The organism is Acinetobacter sp. IK40, assembly GCF_035615075.1.
Classification (GTDB): Bacteria; Pseudomonadota; Gammaproteobacteria; order Pseudomonadales; family Moraxellaceae; genus Acinetobacter; species Acinetobacter courvalinii.
In genome coordinates, this window is the sequence record NZ_JANBOE010000002.1 from 16827 (window position 1) to 41215 (window position 24389).

The window sequence follows — 24389 nt, forward strand, 5'->3', positions numbered from 1 at the left end:
AGCAAGGGATGATGAACGGTAAATTTTTAAATAATAAAACCATCAGTTTGTGTGTCATTATCGGTTTATTGCTGATATTGGCTTTGATTTACTGGATATTTAAACCAGATACTCAAGCGGTTCCACATCCTTTAGGGCAGCAGGCTCAACAACAGTCCGCACAAAGCAATATTGCAGGCGGTGCTACACAAGATCATCAAAAGGGAAAATTACCTGTTCTGGCGGCTTCATTACAAGGCACCGAAATTGATTGTCCAATTCAGGTGGATGGCAACGGTAAACTGATACTGACGGTTGGTATCCGTAGCTGTTTTGATTATTTTTTTTCTAGTCTGGGTGAAAAAACAGAAACTGAGCTGATCGCTGATATTCGTCAATATCTGACTGCGACATTACCAGAGACGGCTTCAGGTTATGCCATTTATTTGTTGGATCAATATGTGGCGTACAGCCATACCCTCAAAAATTTAAAACCCAATGGTAATTTTAAAACGGGTGATATTGAGAGCTTTCAGAAAGTTCTTGATCAGATGTATAAAGTCCAGCAGCAGTTTTTTAATGCGGCTGAGATCAATGCCTTGTTTGGTAATGAACGTAAGCTGAACCAGTTTAATATTGAGCAGATGCGTATTCATGCCAATAAGACTTTAACGGCACAGCAAAAAGCAGTTGAACTGGCAAAGTTGATCGATCAACTACCTGCCACCATGGCGGATGGTGTTCGGGTTTCCATGCAATTTGCTGAATTACAGCAATTGACCCAGGAAATCCGTGACAAAGGTGGCTCTGCGCAAGAGCTACGCAACATGCGTGAAAGTTTATTGGGGCCAGAGGCTGCAGACCGTCTGGAAAAGGTTGATCAGGAAGAGGCTGGCTGGCAAACACAGGTCAATGGATATCTGGCTGAGCGTGACCAGATTTTAAAAAGTAATGCGAGTGATGCCAGTAAACAGCAGTCGATTAACCAGTTAAGAACTCAGTCTTTTGCCAGCAAGGAAGAGTTATTGAGAGCGCAATCTTATGAAATGATGCATGATCGCAAATGAAATAGCTTGTTTGAATAACCTGTATTGAAATCAGCCATTCAAGATAGTGGTTTGAGGTTAGAGAGAATTTTATAGAGCCTAAAGCAGTTTAGGCCCTATACAAATAATAGGCTTAGTTAAGTTGGCAGAATCAACATTCCACTTTATCTTTTATAGGGAAGTCATTCTAACGAGTATTTAAAAAGTCTTCGATCAGTTCGGCGGTCTGTTTCGGTTGCTCTAAATTAATATTATGGCCTACATTTTTAAAAGCAATAAATTTGGCTTTAGGATAGGCCGCTTGAAGTTTGTTTTGATGCTGGATGCCGAACAGTTGGTCCTGATCACCCCATAAGATCAGCATTGGAGCGGACATCAGCTTTGCGGCATTGCTCAAATCTCCATACATGGCTCCACTCAATACACCTTTCCATACATGCAGCGGTACAACTGCGCTCTCCTGACTTAATATTTCTTCAAGTTTTGAATCAATCGGATTGGGGTTCCATCTCCATTCCTGCATAAACTTTCCATGGGGATCAATCGGCGTACGCAATGTTTGAATATTATCCCATAGCCAATTGCCTGGCCCATTTATTCCAATATTCAGTGTAGAAGACATCAGGACGACTTTATTGACGCGCTCTGGATAAGCCGTAGCCAATACTTGAGTCGTTAAAGAACCTAATGAATGCCCAACGACGTCGGCTTTGGCGATTTTTAATTTTTTAAGAAACAGGTTGGCATCACTGGCTAAATCTGTATAGGCATAACAGCATGCAGGCGCGCCAGATTGGCCATGGCCACGTAAATCAATCGCATAAACATGTCTGTTTTTGAGATAGGGCATGATTAAAGACCAAGTGCGGCTGCTGTCGGTATAGCCGTGTATGAATAATAACGGTTTACCGTCAGTATTACCTGCTTCGATATAAGACAGGTTAATGCCATTATCGAGGTGTATTTTTTTCTTGGCATGTACCCATTGTTCTTGTGTAGGGATTGGAATTATTTTTGCACTGCAATCAAATGCCAAAAATAGCAAGATTAAAAAGGCAGTATTCCTAAGCAAAAACATATATCGACTCCATGATGGTCTTAAAATGGTTCTTTATTACAGAAATTGAGAGGAGGCTTGTCAATTGGAGCAGAGGCGTTGAACTGGGATATCAGCTGTTTAAGACGGAATAATTCCGTGCTGGATACAACTGGATTGAGGAACACACAATAATTTTCTATCTCTGTTAGGCTCTTGTTTTTAAATAACTAAATATGATTTTAAAAGAAGTGTGACAAGTTGACGTTAAGATGGCTTACCCAGGTGATATAGCGAGGTGGTCCCAATTCTATCTACTTTAGTAGACGTGGAACAATGGAATGAACTGTTAATAAAAATGTATTTTGCAGTCATTAATCTTTTTAGTTTCATTAAAACAAGTCGAAATTAGCGAGATAAAAATAAAGCTGCGCCAACAGAAAACTGTTTGAGATAAAATTTACTACTTTCCTCCATCCTTCCATCGACTTAGAATCAGCATTCCCTTGAACAAAGAAGTAAAGCCACGTGTCAGACCATTTAGAAAACGAATTTGAGCTAAGCAATGAGGAAATGCATCTCTATAGCCGTCAGATTTTACTGGATGGTTGGGATCTCGAGGCACAAGAACGGCTAAAACTTGCCAATGTACTGATCATCGGCGCAGGGGGGATCGGCTGTACCAGTGCCGAACTGTTGGCACGTGCCGGGGTAGGTAAAATTACGATTATCGATGCAGATACCATTGAGATCAGTAATCTGCAACGACAAATTGCATTTACCTCTAATGATTTAGGCCGATACAAAGCTGAAATATTGGCAAAACATCTCCAAGCCATTAATCCACATATACAGGTCAATTATCAAAATATACGTTTCGATGCAACAAATGCGGATGAACTCGTACAGCATCAGGATGTAGTATTAGATGGTTGCGATAATTTTACCACCCGTTATCTGGTCAATACAGTGTGTAAAAAGCATCAGGTCCCGTTAATCAGCGCTTCAGCCATTGGCTTTGAAGGGCAAATGTTTATGGTGGAGGCAGATTCGGCCTGTTATGAATGCTTATTTCCAAAAGAAGAGCATGCTAATGAAGGGTTACGCTGTGCCGAGTCTGGCGTATTGGCAACTACGCCTGTAATGATAGCGTCATTACAAGCACATCACACTTTGCTGTTTTTAGGATTAGGTTTAACCCCACTGAAGCAAAAACTGTTGCTCTGGAATGGCTTAAACCTGTCGCAACGCATTCTTAAATTTGAAAAAGATGCAAATTGTCCAGTTTGTCAGGCAACTTGATCGGTAAAATGAGCAAAATTTGCTAAACTAATGCCATCTGTGAGGCAAGAAAGATTATGAAAAGAAATATTTTATTCGATGGATTACGCTCTGTTGCACGTATCGGTGAAACAGTGGTGGTTGCAGCACAAGCAGGTGTGAAATATGCAACTGAGAAACCAAGCAATGCCAAACTCATGCGTGAAACCTTTGAGTCGCTTGGTTCGACTTATATCAAGCTGGGTCAGTTTATTGCCAGTACGCCGTCTTTATTCCCGCGAGAATATGTGCAGGAGTTTCAGGGCTGTCTAGATCAAACACCAACTTTACCGTTTAGCTATATTCAAAAGGTTTTGGCAGAAGAGTTCGAAGGTCGCAACCTCAATGAAATTTTCAGTTTTATTGATGAAAAACCATTGGCGTCTGCCTCAATTGCACAGGTGCATCCGGCCAGACTGGTCACCGGTGAAGATGTGGTTTTAAAAGTGCAGAAGCCGGGTGTGGAAACGATTCTGTATACCGATCTGAATGTCGTGCACTGGGCAACCAAATTACTGGAAAAAGCCGTGCCAAAAATCAAGTTTGCATCGCTTTCCGAAATTGTGGATGAGATCAAGACACGGATGGTGCGTGAAGTTGATTTTATTGAAGAAGCCCAAAATCTGGATGACTTTATCCAGTACCTGAACATTTCAGGCAATCAGGCTGCGACTGCACCCAAAGTGTATCATCAGTTTTCGACCCGTCGTGTACTGACCATGCAGCGTTTATATGGTGTGCCATTAACCGACTTTGATGTGGTTAAGCAGTATGCCAAAGATCCTACCCAAGTCCTGATTACAGCCATGAATACCTGGTTTGGTAGCTTGATGTTGTGCAAGAGTTTCCATGCAGACTTACATGCCGGTAACCTAATGCTGCTGGAAGATGGTCGTATTGGCTTTATCGATTTCGGTATTGTCGGTCAGTTAAAGCCGGAAGTCTGGACGGCATGTATGGCCTTTATGGACGCGTTACAGCATACCAACTATGTGGCAATGGCTGAGAATATGCTCAAGATGGGGATGACCCACCAGAAAATTGATACTCAGGTATTGGCAGATGATCTGGAGCGTTTGTTTAGTGGCGTATTGCTGGCAGATCCACAAGAAATTCTGAGTTCGAATCCGGCTGATCTGAATGACATCATGATGGATATGGTGGCTGTGGGTGAACGTCATGGCATCAAATTCCCGCGTGACTTCGCGTTATTATTCAAGCAAATGTTATATTTTGATCGTTTCATGCGTGTTCTCGCACCTTATACCGATATTTATGCTGACCAGCGTTTGAAAATGGTTCACAATATTGAACCTGCTTCGTTTTTAAAGCATTAATTTATTTATCGGTTCAATAGGTCATTATGGATGCCATTATCATTGAAGGGCTAAAGGTGGATACGGTCATTGGCTGTTTCAACTGGGAACGCCAGATTATTCAACCTTTAATGCTAGATCTCACCATTCATAATGATCTATCCCAGGCTGCACACTCGGATGAGCTGGAAGACACGCTCAACTATGCTCAAATTTGCGAGCTTGCAGCTCAAGTCATTCAAGAGGCGCAACCCAAATTGATTGAGCATGCTGCTCAACTGGTGCTTGAGTGTCTGTTTATCACTTTTTCTTCGATCGAATCGATCAGTATCACCATTCGCAAACCCGCCATTATTGCTCAAGCTAATGCAGTAGGAATTCGCCTTGAACGCAACAGAAACAATTTTTGCGCTCGCACTGGCGAGTAATCTTCAGCAGCAACAAAATTTCACTTTTGCTTATGAGCAGATTGCCCAGCTCGGTAGAGTGGTGTTTTCTCCGATTTATGAAATTCCTTGTCGGGATGGAATCGGGGCAGATTACTGGAACTCGGCATGTCTGTTAAGCAGTCAACTCGGCATTGATGAAGTTATCGAATTGCTTAAAAGGCTGGAACAGCAATCGGGACGGATTCGTCCATCACACCAGATCACGCTAGATATTGATGTAATTGCCTGGGGAAAGGATTTAGACACTATGCAGTTTAATCCTAAGAAGTTACCTCTGGCGCTGGATGTGAAAATTCCTTTATTTGATTTATGGCCACATGCTGATTTAAGCTATGATCAAAAGATAAGCTATCCTGTCATTACAATGTAATTTGTTTGAATGTAATCTCATAATAATTAGGACCATTGTTCATGAAAAGTATTTTAATTTTATCGGCTTTGACGGTATTACTTTCTGGTTGTGCAGCCATGAGTGTTGAGCAATGTAAAACGGCCAATTGGTTGAGTGTGGGTGAAAAAGACGGTTCGGCCGGGCATGAATCACGTTTAGATAAGTATTATTCTTCTTGCCAGAAAGCCAATATTGTTCCCAATCAAAGCCTGTATGAAAAAGGCTATCAACAAGGTCTGGGCTATTACTGCCAGCCTGAGAATATCTTTAGTGAAGCCTTGGATGGACGGGGTGATTACAGGGTTTGTCCGGCGGAAAAGCGCCAGACTTTACGACCTTATTATCAGGCTGCCAATGAATATTATCTGGCTGACGCGGAATTCAGTCGCTCACAGAGTGAGATGAACCGTTACTTAAAGGAGCTGGAGCGTACTGATCTATCCTCTAAAGTCCGGGATGATTATAAGAAGCGTTTATATGATCTTCGTATCAATAGCAGCAGTGTCCAGTCACGTTATCATAATGCGGTCCGCAATATGGAGCGCTTTAAGGCTGAACATGGCCTCAATTAAGTTGCAAGTATCTTGCTCTCATACGCCTGTGATTTTGGTCACAGGCGTTTTGCTTTGTGAATTAAACATTTAAATTACAGACCCATGTCCAGATCAATGTTTAAATATTCAATTGAATCAACCGCAAGGGATGCAGCATGCACATCAAATTTATTACGGTTGGAGTGATGGCCTATGTAGTCATGAACTCCGCTTATGCCATTGATGCCAAATATAGAGAACAACTCGAACGTTCAGGCTGTACGCAAATCAGTGAAGCGCAAGGCTGTGACATCAATAAGACCGCAGAAGAAAATATCAAGGCTGGCTTTAGCATACCCGATGCAGTTGCAACACCGGAACCTGCGGTCAATCAACCGCAATGGATTGCTGAAAGATCAGATGGCTCGACCTTGGCAACCATCCGAATTGACCCGCAGCAACGTGTCTGGGTGAACGATACCCGGGTGGCAGCCACTCAGAAAAATGGTCAGTTTGAGTTTAGACAAGGCAAGATTAACTATACGATTTTTACTGATCTGGAAAAGCAGCCACAAAGTTTCTGGTCGGACCGTTATTCAACAGATAAAGGAAAAATTGTGTTTCGCTGATCTCTGATGAAGCGTTTTTATGAAGATTTTAAAATAAAAAGGGAATTACAAATTCATAATTCCCTTGAATGATTTATAGATAATAACTGGTTTTTGTCATTAATTTTGAAATCGCGGTCATGGTAATCCGTACAGGCACCGGTAAATCCACACCACCTGCATTCAATGCGGTATCCCGATGATGCAACTCATCTTCATTCATCTGCTCAAGGATTTTGCGGGAGCGGTCATCATGCGCTGGCAATTGCTGAATATGTTCCTGTAAGTGCTGGCTGACCTGACGTTCAGTCTCTGCAACAAAACCTAAACTGTATTTATCACCTGCAATCCCTGCAATTGCACCCATGCCATAAGACAAGCCGTACCAGATCGGGTTCAAGACACTGGTATGGCTATCCAGTTCTTTTAAACGATCTTCACACCAGGCCAGATGATCCTGTTCTTCAATTGCAGCCTGCTGCATTTCTTCACGCACGTGAGGCAGTTTTGCAGTCAATGCCTGCCCGTGATAAAGCGCCTGGGCGCACACTTCGCCGCTATGGTTAACACGCATCAAGCCTGCAACATGGCGTGCATCGCTGACACACAGCTGTGAAGGTTCATCGCTGGCTGGATTGGCGCGTTGGGCACTGGTCGCGCCCGGTACCAGACTACGTAAAGCCTGATCAAAAGAATTAATAACTTTATCGAGACCTGTGTATTGACGCATATATTAATCCTCTAGAGTATTGGGCGCATTTTGCAGTAACGGTTTGAGTCGTTTTAATAACCAGAACGAAAAAATTGCGCTTAAAACAGCAGTAATAGTGAATAAGATCTTAATATCAATTTTTAAAATGCTTAAGATTAAAATTGAAAAAATTGCCGAAGAGACCATAAATACAGCATTCAGGATATTGTTTGCTGCCACCACACGCGCCCGATGAGAACGTGGTGAATAGGCCTGCATCATGGCATAAAGCGGTACGATATAAAAACCGCCACTGATGCCCAATAGGGTCACGGCAAGCATCACATGATAGTAAACTGCACCTTGGCTAAACATATCTTTCAACGTCAGTAGATCACCTGTACGTTCAGGTACAAACGCTAGACTGGCAGCGAGATAAAGGGCAAAAACCGTCAGGCCAATTGCGCCATAGGGCACCATCTTGATATTGATCTCTGTACCGCCAATGCGTCGGCATAACAGAGAGCCGACACCAATTCCGACCGAGAAGAAGGTTAACAGCAGACTGACCACATTTTCTGAAGCATGTAAATTTTGCTGTGTCAGTTGCGGAATCTGGGTCAGGTAGGTTGCACCATAGAACCAGTACCAAGAATTACCTAACAGAATCACAAACACAACCGGGATGCTTTTGGCATAGCCAATGGTCTGGAAACTGGTGCGGAAAAAGTTCCAGTCAATTTTTAAATCAGGTGCAGCAACTTTTTGCGGCAGGATAAAACGGCTACATAAATAGCCTAAGCAAGCAATAGTCACCACAGTTACGCTGATCCAGAGCAGGTTGCCTTCAGAAGAAGCAATTACCGCACCGCCAAGAATCATGCCCAGTAAAATCGCGATCGATGTACCTGACTGGAATAAGGCATTACCAGACATTAGCTCTTGTGGCTTTAAAATCTCAGGTAAAATGGCATATTTGATCGGCCCGAAACAGGTGGAATGCGTTCCCATCAAAAACAGCGCAAATAACAATAACCACAGATTGCCCAGCAAGAAACCTGCAGTACCAATCAGCATAATGACGATTTCTAATATTTTAATGAAGCGAATCAGTTGGGAACGTTCATATTTATCTGCAATTTGCCCGGCTGTAGCCGAAAAGAAAAAGTAAGGCAGAATAAACAGTAACGCTGCTAAATTATTTAAAGTACTGACTGGCGCACTTTGTTGTTGTATCCAGCCATAAGTGATGACCAATAAGAGCGCTTGTTTATAAACATTATCATTCAGTGCTCCAAAAAATTGCGTGAAAAACATCGGTGCAAACCGACGTGATGTCATTAAGCGCTCATCTTGTTTCATCGTGTGTTCACTTCATTGTGTTTTATAAAAAAATGTGACGAACTGTAAAAATGTGATGAAATGCATGTATGATATCCCTGTCTGATTGGATGAAAAATCAAAGATTTGAAGTTATTTCAGCCATCAAAAACGATAAATTAAAAAATAAGTTTAGAGTTCTACATGCCATCTAAATCGAAGTTTAAACAGTCAACACTGGTTCATTCTATGCATTTAATCTTTAAAATGCAGGGTTTTCCTAAACTTATTTGTAGCGGTTTCTTAATTAGTTCTTGTATATCAGTTGCTTGTGCACAAGAGCAAATTCCGGACTCGCCTGAAAATCAGACAGCGGATCAGACTGAGCCACAGGCGGATGCAGCAGCTGCACTGATGAAACAACGGCAAGCGCTTCTCAATAGCCCGGAGAATCCGTTGTCTGTGCAGGACAGTTTGTCTGCCTTAAAACATCAGGAGCAGGCGGCCAACCAGATTGACGAGTTAAAACCAATTCAGCTCGACGATAATCTGGAAGATCTGCCGGTGATTCCGGTGGATCAAGGCATGGCCAATGAAATCTTCCGTGTAGCAGAAGATGCAAAAAACGAAGCAAAAAATTATCGTGACAATACCGCCAAAACACCTGAAGTTTCGGTGAGCGATGTTTCTCAAACCGAACTGACCGAGATTAAAAGTGCACCCGTCAATATTGACAAGTTAATGCACGACATTCAGACCGACAGTAAAATTGTTGTTGAAGCCAACGAGGCCGGCCGGACCTTACCTGAATTTCAGACCCAAACTGAGCAGGATGCTGAAAAAGAAGGTTTCTTTAAACGTATCTGGCATCGGTTCCGTCCAGAGAATTTGCTTAATCCAGATAAGGTGCCACGTATTACCGCCGATGTGACAGGTGCACCACCTGTTCTGGCCGCAAATATCAAGGCCAAATTATCCAGCTTTACACAGGAATCTTTTGAAGAGTTCAATGTCGCCTTACCGCAATTGCGTGCTTTAACCAATCAGGCAGCACAGGCTGTCGGTTATTACAATGCCACTTACACCTTTGTCAAAGAAAGTGACAACAAGGTCAAGGTGATTGTGGTACCGAATGAACCGGTAAAAATCAAAGAACAAAATATCGAATTTACCGGTGCAGGGGCTAACATTCCGCAGTTCCAGGTCATTAGTTTGATTCCGGAACAAGATGAAGGTGATATTTTTAACCACGGCAAATATGAAGAAACCAAGAACAAAATTACCACAGTCGCCTCAGATAACGGTTATTTTGATGCGTTCTGGCGTCTGCATGACGTGAAGATCAGCCAGCCGGAAAAGACCGCCGATATTAACCTGAAATATGAAACCGGTGAGCGTTACAAACTCAAGAAAGTCGAATACCGGATGAGTGATCCGAGCAAGCCATTGCCTTTGACCCAAAAAGTGCTAGATAGTCTGGCACCGTGGAATGAAGATGATGATTATGCCTTCTGGCGTGTAAATGCCCTGGCAAATAACTTAACCAATACCCGTTATTTTAACTATACGCTGGTGGATACCATCAAGCCGGATGCTATCCAGCCTCCGCTGGAGTTGCCGCCGGATCTGCAAGCTTTGGTCGACCAGCAACGTATTGAACAGTCCCAGCTGTTAAATAGCCAGCAAAAGGCGGATCTTGCCCGTGCGAAAATTACCTCTGCTGAAGAAGTCACTCAGGATGTTGTAGATGAATCGCAATTCTCGGGGGCCGAACAGGCACAGAGCTATTCGTTAGCCCGATCAATGCCGATGCCAACACATGAGGATGATGACGAGACACGTCAGAAGCAGGAACAACAGGCGCGTATTGACCAGAAGATTCCGGTAGTGGTGACCTTAAATGCCGATCGTTTAAATAGTTTAGAGACTGGTATCGGTTATGGGACTGATACCGGCGCCCGTATCCGTACCCAGTACCGTCGTGCCATTGTCAATAAATATGGTCATTCTTTCGATGCCAACGTGGAAGTATCTGAAATCCGCCAGTCGATTGATGGCCGTTACAGCATTCCTTATAAGCACCCGTTAAATGACTATTTTAACCTTGTGGGTGGTTATGAGCGGGAAACGCGGGATGATATTGGTCCAGATGTTAACTTGCTGGTGGAATCTGCAGTACTGGGTGGTGAACGTGTCATCAAAAATCCGTTGGGTGACTGGCAACATACCTTTGGCTTACGTTACCGTCTAGACCGTTTAACCAAAAAAGGCGATGTCGATATCGATGAGTTACCGGATGCCTTCAAGGTTTCCGGAATTGATTCGGAACAAGAGTCTTTGCTGTTGGGATACGAGGCTTCTAAAACCAATAGTAATACCCGTTTGAATCCAACCCGTGGCTTTAAACAGACCTATAAAGTTGAACTGGGCACAGAATCGCTGCTGTCTGACGCCAATATGGCGATTGTGAGTGCCGGCTGGCGCTTTATTTATTCACTGGGTGAAAATGACAATCACCAGTTTGTCGGTCGTGGCGATGCCAGCTATATTTTTACCGATGACTTTAATAAAGTACCTTATAACTTGCGCTTCTTTACTGGTGGGGATCAGTCACTACGGGGCTTCGACTATAAGAGCTTATCACCAGAAGAAAATGGCTATAAATTGGGTGGACAGGCTTTAGGGGTTGGCTCACTTGAATATAACTATCAGTTTAAAGATGGTTGGCGTGCGGCCGTGTTCTCGGATTTTGGTAATGCTTATGACAAACAGTTTAGCAATCCAACAGAATATAGCGTGGGTGTCGGTATTCGCTGGAGATCACCAATTGGGCCAATTCGTCTCGATGTTGCTTCAGGTATTTCCAATGAGAATCATCCGATTCGATTACATTTCTTTATTGGTCCACAACTTTAAAAACTTTTATTTAGCCTGCTAACGCGGCAAAACAATTTCAGGTTGATTATGACGGAAGTAGAACAGCAACTGACACCTCCCGCTGGACCAAGAAAAAAACGGCACATTGGTCGTAATATTGCGCTGATCGTGCTGATCATTCTTTTGTTATTGGTCAGTTCTTTAATTGTGATGATGTCTACCGATAAAGGTAGCCGCTTTCTACTGGATCGCGTATTGCAAAGCCAGAAAATTATTAAATATGAATATGAAGGCGGTAATCTGCTCAAGGGCATTATCCTGAAAAATATTCTGGTGCAGTTACAGGCGGTAGATGTTTCTTTAGATCGGGCGGATGTCTCTTTGGGCTGGCGCGCGATTCTAAATAAAGAAGTACATTTGAGTCATGCCGATGTCCGTAATCTAAAAATTATCAATAAGAAACCACCTTCGGATGAACCTTTTGGATTCGAGCCGATCAAGCTGCCTTTTGTCTTACGGATTGATGAAGCCAGTCTGGATCATCTGCAAATCCAGACCGCAACTTCAAAAGTTGATTTTAACGATGTCTATCTGAAAGATGCCTTATGGTCTGAGACCAAGCTGGAGTTTGAAGACTCGCGCATGGATATGGGTTATCTCGCCGTCCAGAATGCTTCAGGTCATATGGATTTCAGTGGGAAATATCCTTTAAATGCCAAGGCTGATCTGATCATTCCTTCATTAAAAAGTCTGGATATCGAAACCATTAAGGTGGCAGCGCGCGGTTCTTTAGATACCTTAAGACTGGGGGTTGCGACCACCACTCCTGATTTGCTCACAGGTCGGGCGATTCTGCATCCGGTTCGTGAACATGTGCCGATGCAGGGCGAATTGTTCTTAAAAAATTATCATTTACCTCTATTGAAAGACCAGAAGCTGTTTGCTAAAGATGGTGTGGTCAAGTTTAACGGTGATATACAAAAACTGGTGTTGAATCTTGATACGGATTTAAAAGGTGAGCAGATTCCGGAAGGTAAATATACGGCACTGATGGATACCGATTTAACGCATCAGTTAAATATCCGTGATTTAAATGGCCAGCTGATGAAAGGTGCAGTGAGCCTGAACGGTATTGTAAACTGGCATGAGCATGTCACCTGGGATCTGAAAGGGCGTCTGGACCATTTAGATCCTGAAAATACCACGGTACCGCAGATCGCACAGGACTTTTTACCGCCGAAACTGGATGCCAATATCAGTTCTTCCGGTTCCTTGCAAAAAGGTCTGGCGCTGACCGCTCAAGTGGCTTTTGACAAATATGAAAGCTGGGCACTCAAGCTGGATCAGGCCGAAGAAAAAAATAACAAAGCTCAGCCTATGTTGCTGGATATTTCATGGAAAGGCATTGACCGTGCCATGCCTTATATCGGCTGGTTGAGCAGTGAAGAAGGTCATACCAATGTGGCGTTAAAAGAGGGTCAACAGGATATTTATGTTGCGACCACGGTACGTCCGCATGAACAGGGTTTATTGCCAACGGGTAAATATGAAGCGCGTTTGGATTTAAAAGACAATCTGTTAAATGTTGAAAATTTCCGTTATCTGGCTGAAAAAGCCAGTTTGTCTGGTCAGGCCAAAGTAAAATTACCAACCGAAAAGCAGCAGCTGTCTTGGCAAGCGCAGCTTAAGGCACAAGATTTTAATCCGCAAACGATTGCTGCAGCTGCACCGGTCAATGTGCTCAATGGGGAAATCAAAGCCAATGGTTTTGCCAAACCGAATCAGCAAGTGATCAAGTTTGAACAGATTGATTTAAAAGGTCAGCTGGCACAGGCCAACCAGAAAGAAACCATTGCACTGAAAGGTAAAAGTACTGCCGCTTTAATTTTCCATGATGAAAAAGCGGGTGGCGGATTCAAGAGCTTTGCAGTGGATTATGACGGTTCGCTTAACGCCTTAAATCAGGGGGATGGCTTATTAAAGATTAATGTAGCCGGAACGCCTGAATACATTAATATTAAAGAATTAAAGCACGATGGTGTCGCAGGTAAAGTATTTGCGACCGGGTCAGTGAATCTGAAAGACAAGCTGGGCTGGGATATTGATGCCTCACTGGTACGTTTCAAACCACAATATTTTGTTTCTACGGTTAAAGGTGAAGTCTCCGGGCATGTGAAAACACAAGGGGTCTGGTCAGACAAGCTGAAACGGATTGATATACGCCAGCTTAACGCAGCCGGTTTCATCAACAATAAGCCAGTTCGCGGTCGTGGTAATCTCAGCCTATTACTTGATTCAAATCAGCAAGGTTTTTTACCGCAGCAATTTGAGGCCAACGACCTATTCCTGGCTTATGCACAGAACCAGTTACAGGCTACAGGCAATGCACAAAGCTTGAGAATTAAACTCAATGCTCCTGCATTATATGAGTTATATCCGGGCTTACGTGGCCGTGCCTATGGTAGTCTAAACGTCCAGTCACAACCGCGTTTAAGAGCAACCGCGAACATGGCGGTCGACAACTTTGCCTTTAATGATCTTGTCAGTATCAAGTCATTACGTGTACAAGGTGAACTGCCAACATCTGAAACCACTCCAACCCAGTTAACGGCGACGTTAACCCAGTTACGTAACGGTAATCGTGAAATCCAGAATGCCACCGTAAATCTGGCCGGAACGCGTAAAGCGCATGTATTGAAGGTTGAAAGTAAAAACCGACAATCTAATTTCTATGTACAACTGGCGGGTGGTTTTAATCCAAACAATGACTGGTTAGGACTGGTTCAGAAAGGTAACTTTACCTCGCGTAATATCAGTCTGGTGCAAAACCAGAATGCGCCGATTATCTATACCGCAGCACAGCAGCAACTCTATATTGGACAGCACTGCTGGCAGAGTTCAAACAGTCAGCTGTGTCTGGATCAGCCGGCCCGCATCAGTAAGGCCAAAGGTAACTTCTCGCTGATTACCAAGAATCTGGATCTAAAAGACTTTACCGCCTTTATGCCAGAAGGTCTGGCGGTTACAGGACAGCTCAATGGTTATGCCAAAGCGTCGTGGGCGAACGGCAGTCATCCAAAACTGGATGCGCGTTTAGTCACACGTAAAGGTGAGATTGGTCTGGCCGCGGATGATCCGCAAGATCCTGCCACGACAGTGACTTATGATGAACTAAGCCTGATTGCCAAAAGTATCAGTGAAGGCATGTTATTCCGTGTCGATATGAAGACACCGGATATTGGAACGGGATATGCCAATGTGATTATTGATCCATTCCAGAACAATATGCCGATGCGTGGTGAAGTAGCATTTGATGATGTACAGCTCAAAGTATTCAAGCCATTTATCAAGGATGTGCGCTCAATGGCGGGCACCTTGTCCTTGGCCGGAAAAGTCAACGGTACTTTGACCCAGCCACAGATTACCGGTGAGATGCGCTTGAAAAATGGTGCGATCAGCATGATTTCACTGCCGGTCAATTTAAGCAACATCCAGCTGTATTCATCGATTCGCCAAGACTATGCCACGATTGATGGTGCATTTAACAGCGGACAAGGTGTGGGTCGCTTAAAGGGTAACTTTGACTGGAAGAATGATCCACATTTAAACCTGACTTTGAAAGGCGATAATTTGCTGGTGCGTCAGGCACCTATGATTACGGCAATTGTGAAGCCTGATCTGAGTCTGGATGTTTATCCATTTGACAAGCGTTTAAGCCTGAAAGGCACGGTGGATGTTCCGCGTGCGCGTATTTCCATGCCAGAAACCTCTGAAAGTGTCGTCAATCTTTCACCGGATGTGCGTGTAGTACAACAGGGACAAGATTTGCTGGCTACCCTGAAAGCGGCTAAGCCTTGGGATATTCGTGCAGATATGACCGTGACACTTGGAAATCAGGTGATCTTCCAGGGCTTCGAAAGTACCATTCCACTGGTTGGACGTTTGCATTTATCTCAACGTGGTCTGGAAACAGCCATGCGTGCCAATGGTGCCATTGGTGTCAGCCAGAAAGTCAAGATCGAAGCCTATGGTCAAAGCCTTGACCTGAATCGTGCGATTGCGCGTTTTAACGGACCGTTGGCAAACCCGACACTGGATATTGATGCCAATAAACCGGTTCAGGGCAGCATGGTCGGTGTCCGTGTTACAGGTACTGCAACCGTGCCGAATATTCAGATTTATAACGATGCTGGCTTATCTGAACAGGAAGCATTGAATGCCTTATTGACTGGCCGTATTAATGAAGGTAACAGCGGTTTAAGTAATACTGAGGGCTTTAAGTCGGATGTAAACAATACCATTGCTGCCGCAGGGATCAGTATGGGCTTGGGTGGTACACGTGCTTTGACCAACCAGATTGGCCGAACCTTCGGGTTAAGTGGTCTGGCGCTGGATGCACAGGGTACCGGTGATGATACGCAGGTCAGCCTGACAGGCTATATCACGCCAGATCTGTTTATTCGTTATGGTATTGGTGTGTTTACCCCAGTGAACAAGTTGACCTTGCGTTATCAGATGAACCGCCGTTTATATCTGGAAGCAAGTCAGTCCTTAGAACGTGCAATTGACGTATTCTATAACTGGCGTTTCTAAGCTTTCTTTAAGCTAGGCTTAGAACAGGAAAGAGGAATTATTTCGCTGAAATAGTTCCTCTTTTTTTATGGGCTAAAATCACATCTGAAAACTTTAAGATCTGATTGTCACAAAGAAATAATGAGGACAGATCTATTAACAGTATATGCCAATTTTTTAGAGGCTATGCTAAGGATAATGCTAAAAGTATAAGATTCAAGTCATTGTTTTATTATAGTAATTTAGATTTTTATAGGTGTCTTTTAAGTCATTTCAGTTCTTGATCCAAAATTAAAATTACTGGTCCGAGTGATGTTGATTTTATAGTTGAATAGATAAATCCACTTTTTGAGTGCATCTGTTGTGATGTTTATACAATTGCACAATAGAGGGATGTGCGTGATAAGGAGGGTTTGGAATGAAGAAATCTCTAAAACATTTGTTGTGCTTAGGTTTGTTAGGTCTAAGTGGTTCAGTTTATGCAGAAGGTGGTTGCCCTAATGGAATGACACCAGTCAACAATGGACAGAACTGGACGTGTATTCCTGGTGGTAATGATACACCACTTCAGCAATAACAAGCACCATTATCGCCACCTCGCCCTACAGGAGCGTGGGAGTCAAAGTGGGGTTCTATTGCCACAGATGGAGTGAAAGGAATATTAGGGGCTGCTATGGATAAAAATAGTGAAAAAATAGCTGAAGATGAAGCCTTAAGACAATGCCGTAATAAAGGAGGAAACCCTTGTATCATTCAAACAAACTTTAGTAACCAGTGTGCTGCTCTAGTAAGTGGGGACAAAGTTTTTTTTGTCAGGTTGGAGAAAAGTGAACAAGAAGCATCGAAAGCTGGTTTAAACAGCTGTAATTCAGAAGATTCAAATTGTCGTGTCCATTACTCAGCCTGTAGTCAACCACGTTTTATTAGATATTAATGGCTTATCACGGTATTTTAAATCTGTTCATTGACGATTAATTTGATTTTTAAAGGGTAAGCAAGCATCCAAAATTAAATAAAAGAGCATAAGAATGATGTTTAAAGGACTAATAATCGCTATTTTAGCGATCACATTATTTTCTATCGTTTATTTATGTAGAGAGTATAAACGAACAGGTGGGTATGATGAAAATACCGATGGATTTTACGGGTATACCTATCCAGCCGCTAAGGGATTTGAAGATATAAAGGATTGCAACAAAGCCAATACTCAATTTCCAAATGACCCTCCTGTATCTGAAGAATGGATGGAGGGGTGTCAGAAATACTTTAAGATCAACCAATAATTTTTAAGGTTTTGATCTATAGGCATAGCGAGCTACTTAAAACAAAGGTTCGAATAGATAAAATATGATAGAATTTTTATAAGACATTGATAATAAATGAATTTAAGACATTTTTTGGAGAAAACACATGAAAACTGTCACTTTCGGTCAGCTTTGGGCAGTGCTTGGCTTGATACTGCTCAGTTCCACACTCCAAGTCAATGCCAAGGAATACTATAAATGGGTCGATGCCAAAGGTGTTACCACCTATTCAGCAACGCCACCACCTGCACAAAAAATCGAACCACAACTCGATCCGGTTAAGAACAGCAGCAATACCGCAGTACAGCAGTCAACTGCACCTAAAGAGCCAAAAGCGGCCACAATGACTGCAACTCCAGCAACGACATCCAAACCTGTAAGCAATGCCACAGCCAGCAATCTGACGGCAGCAAGTGGAGTCCTCATTCCCGTAAAAAACTGCAATGGCGTAAGGTGCTGGGATACAAAAGGCAAGTCTTATAATTTAGTGGCGGGCACGACTTATCTTTCAGCACATGGAGGGAAGTGTCAAAAGATCGCCAATAACATGCAATGTAATAAATGATTTGTATGTTTTTATTACGGAAAGCAAGCTTTTAGCTGCTTCCTTTTTGCAAAATAAACAAGTTTCAGTATGATGGTGGGCATCAAATTAGCCGCAGTATGAAGATGAAAAAAGTTTTGTTGATTGCACTAGGTTTAGTTTTGGCTGGTTGTGCTGAGAAAAAGCCGTTAACCCCTGAAGAACAATGGCATGGTTACTGTGTCAGTGTCGGGAACGCTGCGCGCTCAATCACTTTAGATCGTCAAAATGGAATTGACCAGAAGCAAGCAACGGAACATGCGGGCAAAATTGAAGATGAAATGACACGTAAGTTCATCTTTAATATTCTGGATAATGTTTATGCAATCCCGGTTGATGAACTGAAAAAAGATCCAGAAGCATTACGTGAAAATTTAAAGAAAAAATTTATGGACGAATGCTTGGCTACACCACATGACAAGCTACCGAACTATAAACTTTTTTAATGTGTTCATAAAAAAGACAACATCGTTTGTCTTTTTTTATAGATGTAATTTATTGTTTTATTAGACATTAACCTTAGACCAAAGCGGTATTTAAAAGAGGGGATCATTTCGCTATAAAATAATGGACATCACGTAGAAATACGGTAGTTGCATTAACATTTGACGCGAAGTCTAGTAAAATTTTGCTGTCCACATTGCTTGTAAAGCTTGTACAAAGCTGGAACTTACAAGTAATTTTTTAAAAAAGAGGAATAACACTGTGCTAGAAGCTTACCGCCAACACGTTGAAGAACGTGCCGCACTCGGAGTCCCACCGAAGCCGCTTGATGATGCTCAAACTGCTGAACTTGTAGCCCTATTAAAAAATCCACCAGCAGGTGAAGAAGCATACCTGGTTGATTTGCTAGAAAACCGTGTTCCAGCAGGTGTTGACCAAGCTGCATATGTAAAAGCTGCTTTCTTAGCTGCCGTTGCAAAAGGCGAAGCAACCTCTCCACTCGTAACCAAAGAGCGCGCAGTATACTTACTCGGTACGATGCTTGGTGGTTATAACGTAGCGCCACTTGTTGAGCTTCTTGATAATGCTGAACTTGCTGAGCTTGCTGCTGAAGCGTTAAAGAAAACACTTCTTGTATTTGATGCATTCCATGACGTAGCAGACAAAGCCAAAGCAGGTAATGCTGCAGCTAAAGCTGTTTTACAATCTTGGGCTGATGCTGAATGGTTCACAAGCCGTCCAGACGTTCCAGAAGAAATCAAAATCACTGTGTTCAAAGTAACTGGTGAGACCAATACCGATGACTTGTCTCCAGCTCAAGACGCTTGGAGCCGTCCGGACATCCCGTTACACGCAAACGCTATGTTGAAAAACGAGCGTGATGGTATCAACCCTGAAAAACCAGGTGAAGTTGGTCCATTAAGCCAAATTAAAGAACTTATCGCGAAAGGCAATCAAGTTGCTTACGTAGGTGACGTTGTTGGTACAGGTTCTTCTCGTAAGTCTGCAACTAACTCAGTTCTTTGGTTCTTCGGTGACGAACTTCCACACATTCCAAACAAAAAAGACGGTGGTGTGTGCTTAGGTTCTAAAATTGCGCCAATTTTCTTCAATACCATGGAAGATGCAGGTGCATTACCTGTAGAAATCGACGTTGCCAATATGAACATGGGCGACGAAGTTGTATTGAAAATTGATCATGCTGCTGCAAAAGTAACCGCATTCAAAGACGGCGCTCAAATTTCAGAAGCTGACCTTAAAACACCTGTACTTTTAGACGAAGTACGTGCGGGCGGTCGTATTAACCTGATCATTGGTCGTGGTTTAACTGCGAAAGCACGTGAAGAACTAGGTCTTGCACCTTCTACATTGTTCCGTACTCCAGTACAACCTGCTGACACTGGCAAAGGTTTCACCCAAGCTCAGAAGATGGTTGGCCGTGCATGTGGTTTACCAGAAGGTCAAGGTATCCGTCCGGGTACTTACTGTGAACCTAAGATGACGACTGTTGGTTCTCAAGATACAACAGGCCCTATGACTCGTGACGAGTTAAAAGACTTGGCGTGCTTGGGCTTCTCGTCTGACTTGGTGATGCAGTCTTTCTGTCACACTGCTGCGTATCCAAAACCGGTTGACGTAACAACGCACCATACATTACCTGACTTCATCATGAACCGTGGTGGTGTATCTCTACGTCCAGGTGACGGTATTATCCACTCTTGGTTAAACCGTATGTTGCTTCCAGATACCGTTGGTACTGGCGGTGACTCACATACTCGTTTCCCAATCGGTATTTCATTCCCGGCGGGTTCTGGTCTTGTTGCGTTCGCAGCTGCGACTGGTGTTATGCCACTGGATATGCCTGAATCTGTACTTGTTAAGTTCAAAGGTAAAATGCAACCTGGTATCACTTTACGTGACCTTGTACATGCAATTCCTTACTACGCAATCCAAGCGGGTGACTTGACTGTAGAGAAGAAAGGTAAGAAAAACATCTTCTCTGGTCGTATCCTTGAGATTGATCTTTCAGAAATGGAAAATGACTTGACTGTTGAGCAAGCATTCGAACTTTCTGATGCGTCTGCTGAACGTTCTGCTGCTGGTTGTTCAATCACGCTTTCAGAAGAGAAAGTTGCTGAATACCTACGTTCTAACATCACCATGTTGAAGTGGATGATCGCTGAAGGTTATGGCGATGCGCGTACACTTGCACGCCGTGCTGAAAACATGCAGAAGTGGTTAGATAACCCAAGCTTGTTAAAAGCAGATGCTGATGCAGAATACTTAAAAGTTTACGAAATCGATCTTGCTGACATCAAAGAACCAATTCTTTGCTGCCCGAACGATCCGGATGACGCGAAACTTCTTTCTGACGTTCAAGGCGACAAGATTGATGAAGTATTCATCGGTTCTTGTATGACTAACATCGGTCACTTCCGTGCAGCGGGCCAGTTACTTGACAAAGTACCTGGTGGTTCATTGTCTACTCGTTTATGGTTGGCTCCACCAACACGTATGGACGAGCATCAATTGATGGAAGAAGGCATGTACAACATCTACGGTCGTGCTGGTGCGCGTACCGAGATGCCAGGCTGTTCATTGTGTATGGGTAACCAAGCACGTGTAGCACCGAACACAACATGTGTATCGACGTCTACTCGTAACTTCCCGAACCGTTTAGGTCAAGGTGCAAACGTTTACTTAGCTTCTGCTGAGCTTGCATCTGTCGCTGCGGTTCTTGGTAAATTACCAAGCCCAGAAGAATATCAACAGTACGCGTCGCAAATCGACAGCGCTTCTGCTGACATCTACAAATACTTGAACTTCGACAAGATGAGCGAATATACAAAAGAAGCTGATCAAGTTGATACCAAGAAAATCCAAGCTGCTCAATTGACTTAATGAGCTAGGATCAAGAAAAGCCGAAGGGCTTTTCCCTGAGAAGTATCACTTCGCAAGAAGAGCAAATCCATGATTTGCTTGGGCAAAAGCTGAAAATAAGGGCTGATTAATCAGCCCTTATTTTTTGATCCTGTACATGAGTGTAATGCCAGATAAGACTTAACAATTTAGGCAAAGCAAATGTATTAAAAATGAAGATTTACTTTTCGGAATAACTTTAATCTGTATTTTTTATTGGCAAAATTATAACCTGCTTATTTTTTATGATAATTAAGAGCCCGTAATTCTAAAAATATTATTAATTTTTATTAATAATAAATAGGCCTTTTCAGCTTAAAAAGATGATTCTTATGTGCATTCTCTTGAGCTTATAAAGAACGTATTCAATTAAAAAAATGGAGCTTCGCATGAAGACTTTATCTAAAGGCTATCTCAAAGCAGCTGGTATCTTGTTTTTAGGATATTTTCTGGTTGCGTGTAATGATGATAAAAATGAAATCAGTTCGGAATACAAGCAACAGGCGACCAGTACTGCGTTAAAGGCTTTAAGTGAACGTTTGGTATGGCAAAATAATCAATGTGATGCAGTATATGCAGGAATTCTTGATCAAAACCTTAAGGCAAAAACGGCCTTGCAGAAACTGAGGGCATCATTAACCAGTTCCGAAAATAATCTCGCAGCTTTTATTGATCAGCGAATGTTACCTAAATTATTACAACTTGAGTCAGAATCCAGCTTCCTGCAGCAACGTTGTAATGCGCCAGATTATGATGGTTCAGGCGTCAGTATGGAGCGCCCAGCCATGCTGCGTGAAATGGTCAGTGAGTGGCAGGGAACCATTAATTTATTAACCCGGCAGTTAGATAACCCTCCTCAAATGAACAAGGTAATTCAACCGGCAAAACTGACAAATACTAAAGTAAGTGTAGATACTGCGGCCTTGGTTAAATTTAAGGACTGCTCGGATAGCTTTTGCCCGGAGTTAACAGTTATTCCAAAGGGCAGCTATCAGATGGGAGGTACACCAGCCGAGCATGAAAGAGAAGAGGTGCCAGCTCAGGCAAGACCTTATGAGTTGCCGCAACATCAGGTCAATATTACGCAACCTTTTGCAATGGCATCCCATGAAACCACTGTAGCCCAATTTCAGCAATTCCAGAAAGAAACAGGCTGGGAGGTGCAAGGGTGCCGCAATTGGGAGGTCCGTGATGGTGACTTTAATATGTGGTATCGCAATGATTTAAGTCCGAGTAATCCGGGATTTGCTCAAACTGCCCAAGATCCGGTCGTGTGTGTACGCCGCGAAGATGGTCAGGCATTCACGGCATGGCTTTCTAAAAAGACAGGAAAAACCTATCGGTTACCGACCGAGGCTGAATGGGAGTATGCGGCTAGAGCGGGATCATCAACGACCTTTTATTGGGGGAACGATCCTGAGCGTGATCAAGCTTGTAAATATGCCAATGTTCTGGATATAACCACGACTTCAACCGAAAAGAATACTGCGGCATGGCGTTCATTTAACTGTAGTGATGGCTATGCCTATACCGCACCTGTAGGTTCATTTTTACCAAATGCCTTTGGATTATATGATGTCCTTGCCAATGCCCGTGAGTGGGTAGAGGATTGTTGGCATGCCAATTATCAAGGTGCACCGACTACTCAGGTACGTTGGGGTGCTGAGAATAATGGCTTATGTCATTTCCCTGTATTACGTGGTGGTGCATGGATTTACAATGTACATAACGTCCGTACTGCTTATCGTAATGCCTATTATTCGTCGCAAGCTAGCTCAACCATGTGGGGCTTTCGTGTAGTGCGGGAAATTTGATAAAGAATAAGAAATCTGAATTTGTTCAATTGACTTAATTTATTGATTTAGCTAAAAATAGGGGTTGAGTAAATCAGCCCTTATTTTTTATAAAATGAAAAGTATTTTGAATATAAAAGGTAATATTTCTGTACTAGTTAATATTATCCATAAAAATCATAAGGTTGAGGATTTAGCAACAGCAATTAAAGGTTTGGTTTCTCTAATATTAAAGGATTATCCTTATTTAAAACCGCCAAAATTTTCAATTATTCCAACTAAAAGTTTGGCATTTACTATTTGGTATCAAGACCCTAACGCAATTACAGAGACTTTATTGATTGAGCAGGGTGGTTTTACTGCCTATTTATGGCGTTGTGATGACCAAAAATGGTATTTAGATGATTTAGATTCTGAACCTCATGAAATTGCTCGTAAATTAATAGAGAACATACCCGTATTTCATTCCATTCCTGAGAATCCTAAAGAGATTAAGCATTTACTTGAAATTGGATTAATGAATTTTGATGGGAGAGTAATACCTCACTTTTCACACAGAAAGCTAAAGGATTGTAGAGAGGTGCTGACATGGGATGATCGTTTTTTGTTGGTAGGAACTCAGCTAGAAAATCTTAAACTTTATAGCCATGAAGAGTGGAAAGCTTTCATAGATAGAGATAACTACCATTTAAATTGAGGTTCTATTTATGGCATTACTACATGATTTTGTTTTATTAAATAAAAATGAATTCTCTTATGATGATTGCTGCGAGCTAGTCGGTAAGGTTTCTCATGATGTTTCAATCCATGATGATCTTATTATTTATTTTAATGATTTTTTAAAATGGATACCTACCTATAATCCAAGTTTAAAAGTTAGGCATACTGGTTTAAATTATTATGGTGTAACAGTGATTGATGGAGATGGAGCTAAAGAAGCATTTCAATTGTTTTCTAGTCTAGTTAATATTTTAAAGTTATCGCCAAAAGTTTTAACCTTAACAGGCGAGTATACTTTTATTCATGCATATGATGATGTGATTGACCCAAATGAAAATGTTGATCGTATTTTAAGACAAACAGCAGGTTATGAAAAAATCATTATGCAAAAGAATGAAGTTATACAAAAAATTGAAATATTGGCAGAACTTATGCAGAAGGTCATTGATTCTAATAATAGTTTATATGTTCTACATTTGGGAATCTAA

Annotated in this window: 20 protein-coding genes and 1 pseudogene; 18 read left to right on the plus strand and 3 right to left on the minus strand. The window is 42.4% G+C overall.

The window, feature by feature from the left end; genetic code table 11:
• Positions 1–11: 11 nt before the first annotated feature.
• Positions 12–1046 (plus strand): lipase secretion chaperone, encoded by a 1035-nt coding sequence (locus MSG93_RS03995; protein ID WP_324621008.1) that lies wholly within the window; start codon positions 12–14, stop codon positions 1044–1046.
• A 166-nt stretch (positions 1047–1212) separates the two neighbouring features.
• Here the strand turns inward: MSG93_RS03995 and MSG93_RS04000 are convergent, their stop codons facing one another.
• On the minus strand, positions 1213–2103 hold the full coding sequence (locus MSG93_RS04000; protein ID WP_324620665.1) for an alpha/beta hydrolase: 891 nt from the start codon (positions 2101–2103) through the stop codon (positions 1213–1215).
• A gap of 531 nt (positions 2104–2634) precedes the next feature.
• On the opposite strand from MSG93_RS04000, the gene MSG93_RS04005 reads away from it, so the two are divergent.
• The 6 genes from MSG93_RS04005 to MSG93_RS04030 all read left to right on the plus strand — a co-directional run bounded on the left by MSG93_RS04005 (position 2635) and on the right by MSG93_RS04030 (position 6699).
• Positions 2635–3363, plus strand: coding sequence for a HesA/MoeB/ThiF family protein (locus MSG93_RS04005; protein ID WP_420714300.1), 729 nt, complete (start codon positions 2635–2637; stop codon positions 3361–3363).
• Between the two features lie 56 nt (positions 3364–3419).
• Positions 3420–4718, plus strand: a complete 1299-nt coding sequence (locus MSG93_RS04010; protein ID WP_004772617.1) for an ABC1 kinase family protein — start codon at positions 3420–3422, stop codon at positions 4716–4718.
• A gap of 26 nt (positions 4719–4744) precedes the next feature.
• Complete coding sequence (gene folB / locus MSG93_RS04015) at positions 4745–5125, plus strand: dihydroneopterin aldolase (protein ID WP_324620667.1); 381 nt, start codon at positions 4745–4747, stop codon at positions 5123–5125.
• Positions 5082–5516 (plus strand): 2-amino-4-hydroxy-6-hydroxymethyldihydropteridine diphosphokinase, encoded by a 435-nt coding sequence (locus MSG93_RS04020; protein WP_324620668.1) that lies wholly within the window; start codon positions 5082–5084, stop codon positions 5514–5516. The genes folB and MSG93_RS04020 overlap by 44 nt, the downstream gene beginning before the upstream one ends.
• Positions 5517–5557: 41 nt before the next feature.
• Positions 5558–6109, plus strand: a complete 552-nt coding sequence (locus MSG93_RS04025; protein WP_005230966.1) for a DUF2799 domain-containing protein — start codon at positions 5558–5560, stop codon at positions 6107–6109.
• A gap of 137 nt (positions 6110–6246) precedes the next feature.
• A complete protein-coding gene (locus tag MSG93_RS04030; protein ID WP_005230965.1) occupies positions 6247–6699 on the plus strand; it encodes a hypothetical protein in 453 nt (150 codons plus the stop codon).
• A gap of 73 nt (positions 6700–6772) precedes the next feature.
• Here the strand turns inward: MSG93_RS04030 and coq7 are convergent, their stop codons facing one another.
• Positions 6773–7408, minus strand: a complete 636-nt coding sequence (coq7, locus tag MSG93_RS04035) for a 2-polyprenyl-3-methyl-6-methoxy-1,4-benzoquinone monooxygenase (RefSeq protein WP_009509536.1) — start codon at positions 7406–7408, stop codon at positions 6773–6775.
• Between the two features lie 3 nt (positions 7409–7411).
• The gene (locus tag MSG93_RS04040) at positions 7412–8731 is read right to left on the minus strand and encodes an MFS transporter (RefSeq protein ID WP_005286459.1); all 1320 of its coding nucleotides are present in this window, start codon (positions 8729–8731) and stop codon (positions 7412–7414) included.
• 414 nt (positions 8732–9145) lie between these two features.
• On the opposite strand from MSG93_RS04040, the pseudogene MSG93_RS04045 reads away from it, so the two are divergent.
• The 11 genes and pseudogenes from MSG93_RS04045 to MSG93_RS04095 form a co-directional block, all read left to right on the plus strand.
• Positions 9146–11605 (plus strand): annotated as a pseudogene (locus tag MSG93_RS04045) (autotransporter assembly complex protein TamA); the annotation flags it as partial.
• Positions 11606–11653: 48 nt separating this feature from the next.
• Positions 11654–16159 carry a translocation/assembly module TamB domain-containing protein gene (locus MSG93_RS04050; protein ID WP_324620670.1) on the plus strand — a complete coding sequence of 1502 codons (4506 nt, stop codon included), beginning with the start codon at positions 11654–11656 and terminating at the stop codon, positions 16157–16159.
• A 397-nt stretch (positions 16160–16556) separates the two neighbouring features.
• Entirely contained in the window at positions 16557–16715 is a 159-nt protein-coding gene (locus MSG93_RS04055) for a hypothetical protein (RefSeq protein ID WP_324620671.1), read from the plus strand.
• Positions 16716–16772: 57 nt separating this feature from the next.
• Positions 16773–17072, plus strand: a complete 300-nt coding sequence (locus tag MSG93_RS04060; RefSeq protein ID WP_324621009.1) for a DUF4189 domain-containing protein — start codon at positions 16773–16775, stop codon at positions 17070–17072.
• Positions 17073–17166: 94 nt separating this feature from the next.
• On the plus strand, positions 17167–17421 hold the full coding sequence (locus MSG93_RS04065; RefSeq protein WP_005286447.1) for a hypothetical protein: 255 nt from the start codon (positions 17167–17169) through the stop codon (positions 17419–17421).
• A gap of 127 nt (positions 17422–17548) precedes the next feature.
• Entirely contained in the window at positions 17549–18007 is a 459-nt protein-coding gene (locus tag MSG93_RS04070; protein WP_324620672.1) for a DUF4124 domain-containing protein, read from the plus strand.
• A 104-nt stretch (positions 18008–18111) separates the two neighbouring features.
• Positions 18112–18471: a hypothetical protein gene (locus tag MSG93_RS04075; protein ID WP_324620673.1), complete on the plus strand. Its 360-nt coding sequence runs from the start codon at positions 18112–18114 to the stop codon at positions 18469–18471.
• Between the two features lie 259 nt (positions 18472–18730).
• Positions 18731–21370 carry a bifunctional aconitate hydratase 2/2-methylisocitrate dehydratase gene (locus MSG93_RS04080; protein WP_005230954.1) on the plus strand — a complete coding sequence of 880 codons (2640 nt, stop codon included), beginning with the start codon at positions 18731–18733 and terminating at the stop codon, positions 21368–21370.
• A 407-nt stretch (positions 21371–21777) separates the two neighbouring features.
• Positions 21778–23202 carry a formylglycine-generating enzyme family protein gene (locus MSG93_RS04085; protein WP_324620674.1) on the plus strand — a complete coding sequence of 475 codons (1425 nt, stop codon included), beginning with the start codon at positions 21778–21780 and terminating at the stop codon, positions 23200–23202.
• A 94-nt stretch (positions 23203–23296) separates the two neighbouring features.
• Positions 23297–23878: a hypothetical protein gene (locus tag MSG93_RS04090; RefSeq protein WP_324620675.1), complete on the plus strand. Its 582-nt coding sequence runs from the start codon at positions 23297–23299 to the stop codon at positions 23876–23878.
• Positions 23879–23888: 10 nt separating this feature from the next.
• Complete coding sequence (locus tag MSG93_RS04095) at positions 23889–24389, plus strand: hypothetical protein (RefSeq protein ID WP_032873050.1); 501 nt, start codon at positions 23889–23891, stop codon at positions 24387–24389.

Bases quoted from the DNA above. Each gene is read 5' to 3' on its own strand.
- coq7 (WP_009509536.1), bottom strand. From the start codon at position 7,408: ATGCGTCAATACACAGGTCTCGATAAAGTTATTAATTCTTTTGATCAG.
- MSG93_RS04005 (WP_420714300.1), top strand. From the start codon at position 2,635: ATGCATCTCTATAGCCGTCAGATTTTACTGGATGGTTGGGATCTCGAG.
- MSG93_RS04095 (WP_032873050.1), top strand. From the start codon at position 23,889: ATGGCATTACTACATGATTTTGTTTTATTAAATAAAAATGAATTCTCT.
- MSG93_RS04070 (WP_324620672.1), top strand. From the start codon at position 17,549: ATGAAAACTGTCACTTTCGGTCAGCTTTGGGCAGTGCTTGGCTTGATA.
- MSG93_RS03995 (WP_324621008.1), top strand. From the start codon at position 12: ATGAACGGTAAATTTTTAAATAATAAAACCATCAGTTTGTGTGTCATT.
- MSG93_RS04040 (WP_005286459.1), bottom strand. From the start codon at position 8,731: ATGAAACAAGATGAGCGCTTAATGACATCACGTCGGTTTGCACCGATG.
- MSG93_RS04065 (WP_005286447.1), top strand. From the start codon at position 17,167: ATGATGTTTAAAGGACTAATAATCGCTATTTTAGCGATCACATTATTT.
- MSG93_RS04025 (WP_005230966.1), top strand. From the start codon at position 5,558: ATGAAAAGTATTTTAATTTTATCGGCTTTGACGGTATTACTTTCTGGT.
- MSG93_RS04075 (WP_324620673.1), top strand. From the start codon at position 18,112: ATGAAAAAAGTTTTGTTGATTGCACTAGGTTTAGTTTTGGCTGGTTGT.
- MSG93_RS04050 (WP_324620670.1), top strand. From the start codon at position 11,654: ATGACGGAAGTAGAACAGCAACTGACACCTCCCGCTGGACCAAGAAAA.
- MSG93_RS04010 (WP_004772617.1), top strand. From the start codon at position 3,420: ATGAAAAGAAATATTTTATTCGATGGATTACGCTCTGTTGCACGTATC.
- MSG93_RS04055 (WP_324620671.1), top strand. From the start codon at position 16,557: ATGAAGAAATCTCTAAAACATTTGTTGTGCTTAGGTTTGTTAGGTCTA.
- MSG93_RS04090 (WP_324620675.1), top strand. From the start codon at position 23,297: ATGAAAAGTATTTTGAATATAAAAGGTAATATTTCTGTACTAGTTAAT.
- MSG93_RS04000 (WP_324620665.1), bottom strand. From the start codon at position 2,103: ATGTTTTTGCTTAGGAATACTGCCTTTTTAATCTTGCTATTTTTGGCA.
- folB (WP_324620667.1), top strand. From the start codon at position 4,745: ATGGATGCCATTATCATTGAAGGGCTAAAGGTGGATACGGTCATTGGC.
- MSG93_RS04030 (WP_005230965.1), top strand. From the start codon at position 6,247: ATGCACATCAAATTTATTACGGTTGGAGTGATGGCCTATGTAGTCATG.
- MSG93_RS04085 (WP_324620674.1), top strand. From the start codon at position 21,778: ATGAAGACTTTATCTAAAGGCTATCTCAAAGCAGCTGGTATCTTGTTT.